Below are 6,255 nucleotides of genomic sequence, written 5' to 3' on the forward strand. Positions count from 1 at the left end.
GTTCCCGTTCACCTGCGCAGGAAGGCTGGTGAACGTAGGAAACGCAGGCGAACGTGCGTCGGGCGAGGGTCAGGCCGGCTCGATGACCAGGACGAGGTCGCCGCCGTTCAGCGGCTGGGTGTCCCGGATGACCATGCGCTTCACGCGACCGGCGATGGGCGCGTTGATCGACGCCTCCATCTTCATGGCCTCGATCGTGGCGACGGGGGCGCCGGCCTCGACGGCGTCGCCCTCCACCACGGTGGGGGTCACCGCGCCGGAGAACGGGACGGCGACGTGGCCGGGGTTCTTCGGGTCGGCCTTCTCCGCGACGGGGACCTCGGACTCGAGCGAGTTGTCACGGACCCGGACCGGCCGGAGTTGACCGTTCAGCGAGGTCATGACCGACCGCTTGGCGCGCTTGTCGGGCTCACCGATGGCCTCGAGACCCATGAGCAGCGTGACGCCCTTCTCGAGCGTGACCGCATACTCCTGCCCGGGCCGCATGCCGTAGAGGAACGGCACGGTGGGCAGCAGCGACACGTCGCCGAAGTCGTCGCGCAGCTGCTGGAACTCGCGGGCGGGGCCGGGGAACAGCAGGTGGTTCAGCGTCTCCTGACGCTCGCGACCCGACTGCTGCAGCTTGGCCAGCGACTCCTCCGGCACCTCGGTGATGCGCACCGGCTTGCGGCGGCCCTCGAGCGCCTTGGTGCGGAACGGCTCCGGCCACCCGCCGGCGGGCTCGCCGAGCTCACCGTTCAGGAACCCGATCACCGAGTCCGGGACGTCGAAGTTCTGCGGATCCGACTCGAACTCCTTGGGGTCGGCGCCCACGGCCACGAGGTGCAGGGCGAGGTCGCCCACCACCTTCGACGACGGGGTCACCTTCGTCGGGCGGCCGAGGATCTTGTCCGCGGCGCCGTACATGCGCTCGATCTCCTCGAACTTCTCCCCCAGACCGAGCGCGATCGCCTGCTGGCGCAGGTTCGACAGCTGGCCGCCCGGGATCTCGTGCATGTACACGCGGCCCGTGGGCGCGGGCAGGCCCGACTCGAACGGCGCGTACAGGCGGCGCACCGCCTCCCAGTACGGCTCGAGCTCCAGCACGGCCTTCGGGTCGAGGTCGGGCATGCGGTCGGTGCCGTCGAGGGCGGCGAGCAGCGTCGACATCGGAGGCTGGGACGTCGTCGAGCTCATCGCCGAGTTGGCCACGTCGACGGCGTCCACCCCCGCCTCGATCGCGGCGACGAGCGTGGCGATCTGGCCGCCCGTGGTGTCGTGCGTGTGGAGGTGGACCGGCAGGTCGAACCGCTCGCGCAGGGCACCGACGAGGCGACGCGCCGCCTCCGGCCGCAGCAGGCCGGCCATGTCCTTGATGGCGAGGATGTGCGCGCCGGCGCCGACGATCTCCTCGGCGAGCCGCAGGTAGTAGTCGAGCGTGTAGATCTTCTCGGCCGGGTCGAGCAGGTTCGACGTGTAGCACAGCGCCACCTCGGCCACCGCCGACGTGTTGCGCACCGCGTCGATGGCGGGCCGCATCTGCTCGACGTCGTTCAGCGCGTCGAAGATGCGGAAGATGTCGATGCCGACCTCCGCCGCCTCCTGGACGAACGCCTCGGTGACCTCCGTCGGGTACGGGGTGTAGCCGACGGTGTTGCGGCCGCGCAGCAGCATCTGCAGGTTCTGGTTGGGCATGGCTTCGCGAAGCTTGGCGAGTCGCTCCCACGGGTCCTCACCGAGGAACCGCAGCGCCACGTCGTAGGTGGCGCCGCCCCAGCACTCGACCGAGAACATGTTCGGCAGCATGCGCGCCTGGTGCGGGGCGACGGCGACGAGGTCGCGCGTGCGCACGCGCGTGGCGAGCAGCGACTGGTGCGCGTCGCGGTAGGTGGTGTCGGTGACCTGCACGGCCTTGGCCGCGCGGAGGTCCGCCGCGAAGCCCTCGGCGCCCAGCTCCAGCAGTCGCTGGCGCGCGCCGGGGGGCACGTCGCCGTTGAGCTCGATCTTCGGCAGCTTCTCCTGCGGCGCGAGCTCCGTCGGGGCGGCGCCGTTGGGCTGGTTGACGGTGACGTCGGCCACCCAGCGCAGCAGCTTCGTCGCCCGGTCGGCGGGGGTGCGGGCGCTCAGGAGGTAGGGGCGCTCCTCGATGAAGGCGGTGGTCATCCCCGGCTTCGCGAAGTCGGGGTCGTCGAGGACCGCACGCAGGAACGGGATGTTGGACGCGACGCCGCGGATGCGGAACTCCGCCAGCGCCCGTCGTGCCCGGTTGATCGCGACGTCGAAGTCGCGGCCGCGCGCGGTGAGCTTCACCAGCAGCGAGTCGAAGTGCGGCGAGATCTCCACGCCGGTACCGGTGGTGCCACCGTCGAGACGGATGCCGGCGCCGGAGGCGGAACGGTAGGCCGTGATGAGGCCGGTGTCCGGGCGGAAGCCGTTCAGCGGGTCCTCGGTGGTGATGCGGCACTGCAGCGCGGCGCCGCGGATCTCGAGCTCCTCCTGGCGGATGCCGATCTGCTCGAGCGACTCGCCCTTGGCGATGCGCATCTGCGCCTGCACGAGGTCGACGTCGGTGATCTCCTCGGTGACCGTGTGCTCCACCTGGATGCGCGGGTTCATCTCGATGAACACGTGTTCGCCGGCGCGCGGTCCCTGCGTCTCGACCAGGAACTCGACGGTGCCTGCGCACGTGTAGTCGATGGCGCGCGCGAACTTCACCGCGTCGGCGGTGATGGCGTCGCGCTGCTCCTGGGTGAAGAACGGCGCGGGCGCCATCTCGATCACCTTCTGGTGGCGGCGCTGGATCGAGCAGTCGCGCTCGAAGAGGTGGACGATGTTGCCCTGCGAGTCGCCGAGGATCTGCACCTCGATGTGGCGTGGGCCGACCACGGCCTGCTCGATGAAGACGGTGCCGTCGCCGAACGCGGCGTCCGCCTCGCGCATGGCCGCGCCGAGCTCGTCGCGGAACTTCGCCGGGTCCTCCACGCGGCGCATGCCGCGACCGCCGCCGCCCAGGACGGCCTTGATGAAGACGGGGAAACCGATCTCGTGGGCGGCCTTCTCCAGCTCGTCGGGGTCCGTTCCCGGCTCCGACGAGGCGAGCGTGGGCACGCCGGCCTTCTTGGCGGCCTCGACCGCGCGCTTCTTGTTGCCCGCCATCGTGAGCACCTCGGGCGAGGGGCCGATGAAGATGATGTCGTTGTCCAGACAGGCCTGCGCGAGGTCCGGGTTCTCGGAGAGGAAGCCGTAGCCGGGGTAGATCGCGTCGGCCCCGGACTCCTTGGCGGCCCGGATGATCTCGTTGATGTCGAGGTAGGCGCGGACCGGGTGGCCCTCCTCCCCGATCAGGTAGGACTCGTTCGCCTTGACGCGGTGGTCGGCGTTGCGGTCCTCGTAGGGGAACACCGCGACGGTGCCGAGCCCGAGTTCGTATGCGGCGCGGAAGGCGCGGACTGCGATCTCGCCACGGTTGGCGACCAATACCTTGCTGAACATGGTGCACACGATAGCGGCCGGAAACCACCCGACGGCAGGGCCGATCTCATGGGCGGCCGCCAAGGAATCGGGCGCGCGGCGACGTCCCCGGCGGGCTACCCGACGAAATAGGCTGGCCGCATGAGCATCTCAGAACCCGAGATCCTGGACTTCCCCGGCTGCCCGACGGTCGTCGTACGCGGCGACAAGGTGCCCGTCGACGAGCTCACGCAGTTCATGGACCGCGCCTTCACCGTCCTCGGCGACGCGATCAAGGAGGGACGGTTCCGCCCCGACGACGTCGCCTTCTCCCGGTTCGACGAGCCGCTCGGGAGGCTGGTCACGCTGGAGGTGGGGTTCCCCGTCGAGACGGGCCTCGACGAGGTCCTGAAGTTCGGTGACACCGTCGTGTTCACGTCCCAGCTTCCCGCCGGCACCATCGCCACGGCGAAGTACAAGGGCGGGTACGACGGGCTGAGCGAGGGCTGGGAGCAGTTCCGCGAGAAGGTTAGCGACCGCGGCTACGACCTGGGCTCCCCCTTCTGGGAGGCGTACGACGTCGGCCCGCTCCCCGGGGTGCTGGAGGAGCAGCTCGTCACGGGGCTGGCCGTGCCCGTGACGCGGCGGCAGTAGCTCCTCGTCGGGCGGAGCCGGAACGGGCCACCTGCCTCGGGTGCGATTCACCTGCTTACGTCGGAATAAATCAAGCTGTTTGGGACAGCTGGTGTGGTGGGTTGATCCAGACGGTGTCTGGGGGTTCGTGGGTCACGGGTGTCCGGTGGTGCCTGTGGGGGTGGCGTTGGGCGTAGGCGTTCTTGAGGGTGCGCCAGTGCTCGTGATGGGTGGGCCAGGAGCCGTCGTGGACGCGTTCGGGGGTGTGCCCGGCGAGGCCCTCGTGGTGGTGGCGGGTGTTGTAGTCGGTGAAGAACTCCTCGGCCCAGGCGCGGGCGTGGTCGAGGGAGCCGAAGCGTTCGGGGAAGCGACGGTCGTATTTCGTGGTCTTGAACAAGGACTCGACGTAGGGGTTGTCGTTGGAGACCCTCGGCCGGGAGTAGGAGGCGGTGATGTGCAGCCGGGTGAGCAGGTCACGGGTGGTGCTGGCGCGCATTGCCGGGCCGTTGTCGGCGTGGATCACCCGCGGGGAGACGCCCTCGCTGGCGAGGCAGGCGTGAATGAACTCGGCCGCGAGCTCACGCGATTCGTGGTGTTCGACACGGTGACCGACGACGCAGCGCGAGTAGAGGTCGAGCATCGTGAAGAGTTTGAACCGCTGCCTGCCGGGGCCGGGGAGGTCGGTGATGTCCCAGCACCACACCTGTCTTGGCGCGTCCGCGACGAGGACCGGCGGTGGTGTCAGATGGTTTGTGTAAGGGGTGGCTCCTGACACGAAAGCAGAGACACTGATGACCATGATGGATAAGCACGCCCGTGAGGAGCGTCGCCGCGAGCAGCGTGAGGGCGTCCGGGCCCTCGAGGCCAGCGGTGTGCTGGATGAGCTCTATGCCGCCATCGATGCCGGCAGCGTGCAGCTCGAGGGCAAGGACGGCCTGATCCAGCAGATGATCAAGTCGGGCCTGGAGCGCGGTCTCCAAGCGGAACTGACCGAGCATGTCGGTTACGAGAAGGGCGATCCCGACGCGGACGTGTTCCCGAACTCCCGCAACGGTACGTATCCGAAGACCGTCGCCACGAGCGTCGGTGACGTCGACCTCGACATCCCTCGCGACCGGGACGGGACGTTCACGCCGATGCTGGTCCCCAAGGGCAGCCGAAGGCTGGGCGGACTCGATGACATGATCATCTCGTTGTATGCGGGTGGGATGACCGTCAGAGACATCGAGCACCACCTCGTCTCCACGATCGGCACGGAGATCAGCCGCGAGACCATCTCGAAGATCACCGACGAGGTCCTGGATGAGGTGCTGGCGTGGCAGCAGCGCCCGCTGGAGGCGTTCTACCCCGTGATCTACTTGGACGCGATCATCGTGAAGGTCCGCGACGGCGCGCACGTGCGGAACAAGGCCGCCCACATCGCCGTCGGTGTCGACATGGACGGGATCAAGCACGTGCTGGGGATCTGGCTCCAAGCCACCGAAGGAGCGAAGTTCTGGGCCGGGGTGTGTGCCCAACTCGCCAACCGCGGCGTCCAGGACGTGCTGATCGTCTGCTGCGACGGCCTCACGGGGTTCCCCGAGGCGATCGAGGCCACCTGGCCCCAAGCCACCGTCCAGACCTGCGTGGTCCATCTGATCCGGCAGGCGATGCGGTTCGTGAACTACAAGGCCCGCAAACCCGTCGCGACCGCGTTGAAGAGCGTCTACGAAGCCGCCGACGAGGCGGCAGCCCGAGCGGCGTTGGAGGCGTTCGCGGCCTCTGAGCTGGGGAAGGAGAACCCGAACACCGTGCGCGTGTTCGCCGATGCCTGGGACCGGTTCACACCGTTCCTGGCGTTCCCGCCGATGCTGCGCCGGGTGATCTACACCACCAACGCGATCGAGTCGTTGAACTACCAGCTGCGCAAGGTCACCAAGAACCGCGGTCACTTCCCCTCCGACGACGCGGTCGTGAAACTGCTCTGGCTGGCGATCTGCAACATCGAGGACAAACGCGCCCGTGACCGAGCCAAGGAACGCGGCCTACCGAAGGGCTCGAAACGCAAAGCCGAACCCCGACTCGTCGAAGGACAGGTCGTCACGAACTGGAAACGAGCCCTCGCCCAACTCGCCCTCGCCTACCCCGACCGAATCCAGCCCTACCTCTAACCCCTGAAATGTCGACCACTTACACAAACAACTTGACACGCTC

The 6,255-nt window shown here is 68.5% G+C and carries 4 protein-coding genes; 2 read left to right on the forward strand and 2 right to left on the reverse strand.

Annotation, left to right across the window (positions count from 1 at the left end; genetic code table 11):
* Window positions 1-69: 69 nt before the first annotated feature.
* A complete protein-coding gene (locus tag BLR46_RS07950; protein WP_093250710.1) occupies window positions 70-3,471 on the reverse strand; it encodes a pyruvate carboxylase in 3,402 nt (1,133 codons plus the stop codon).
* Window positions 3,472-3,591: 120 nt separating this feature from the next.
* On the opposite strand from BLR46_RS07950, the gene BLR46_RS07955 reads away from it, so the two are divergent.
* Window positions 3,592-4,083 carry a GyrI-like domain-containing protein gene (locus BLR46_RS07955; RefSeq protein ID WP_093250713.1) on the forward strand — a complete coding sequence of 164 codons (492 nt, stop codon included), beginning with the start codon at window positions 3,592-3,594 and terminating at the stop codon, window positions 4,081-4,083.
* A gap of 70 nt (window positions 4,084-4,153) precedes the next feature.
* On the opposite strand, the gene BLR46_RS07960 is transcribed toward BLR46_RS07955, so the two are convergent.
* Window positions 4,154-4,861, reverse strand: coding sequence for a DDE-type integrase/transposase/recombinase (locus tag BLR46_RS07960; RefSeq protein ID WP_093250715.1), 708 nt, complete (start codon window positions 4,859-4,861; stop codon window positions 4,154-4,156).
* Between BLR46_RS07960 and BLR46_RS07965 the strand changes: the two genes are divergently transcribed.
* On the forward strand, window positions 4,860-6,212 hold the full coding sequence (locus BLR46_RS07965) for an IS256 family transposase (protein ID WP_143008219.1): 1,353 nt from the start codon (window positions 4,860-4,862) through the stop codon (window positions 6,210-6,212). The two genes, BLR46_RS07960 and BLR46_RS07965, sit on opposite strands and share 2 nt — an antisense overlap.
* The last annotated feature ends 43 nt before the right edge of the window (window positions 6,213-6,255 follow it).

It is taken from the genome of Tessaracoccus oleiagri (assembly GCF_900103275.1).
GTDB classification, from domain to species: domain Bacteria; phylum Actinomycetota; class Actinomycetes; order Propionibacteriales; family Propionibacteriaceae; genus Arachnia; species Arachnia oleiagri.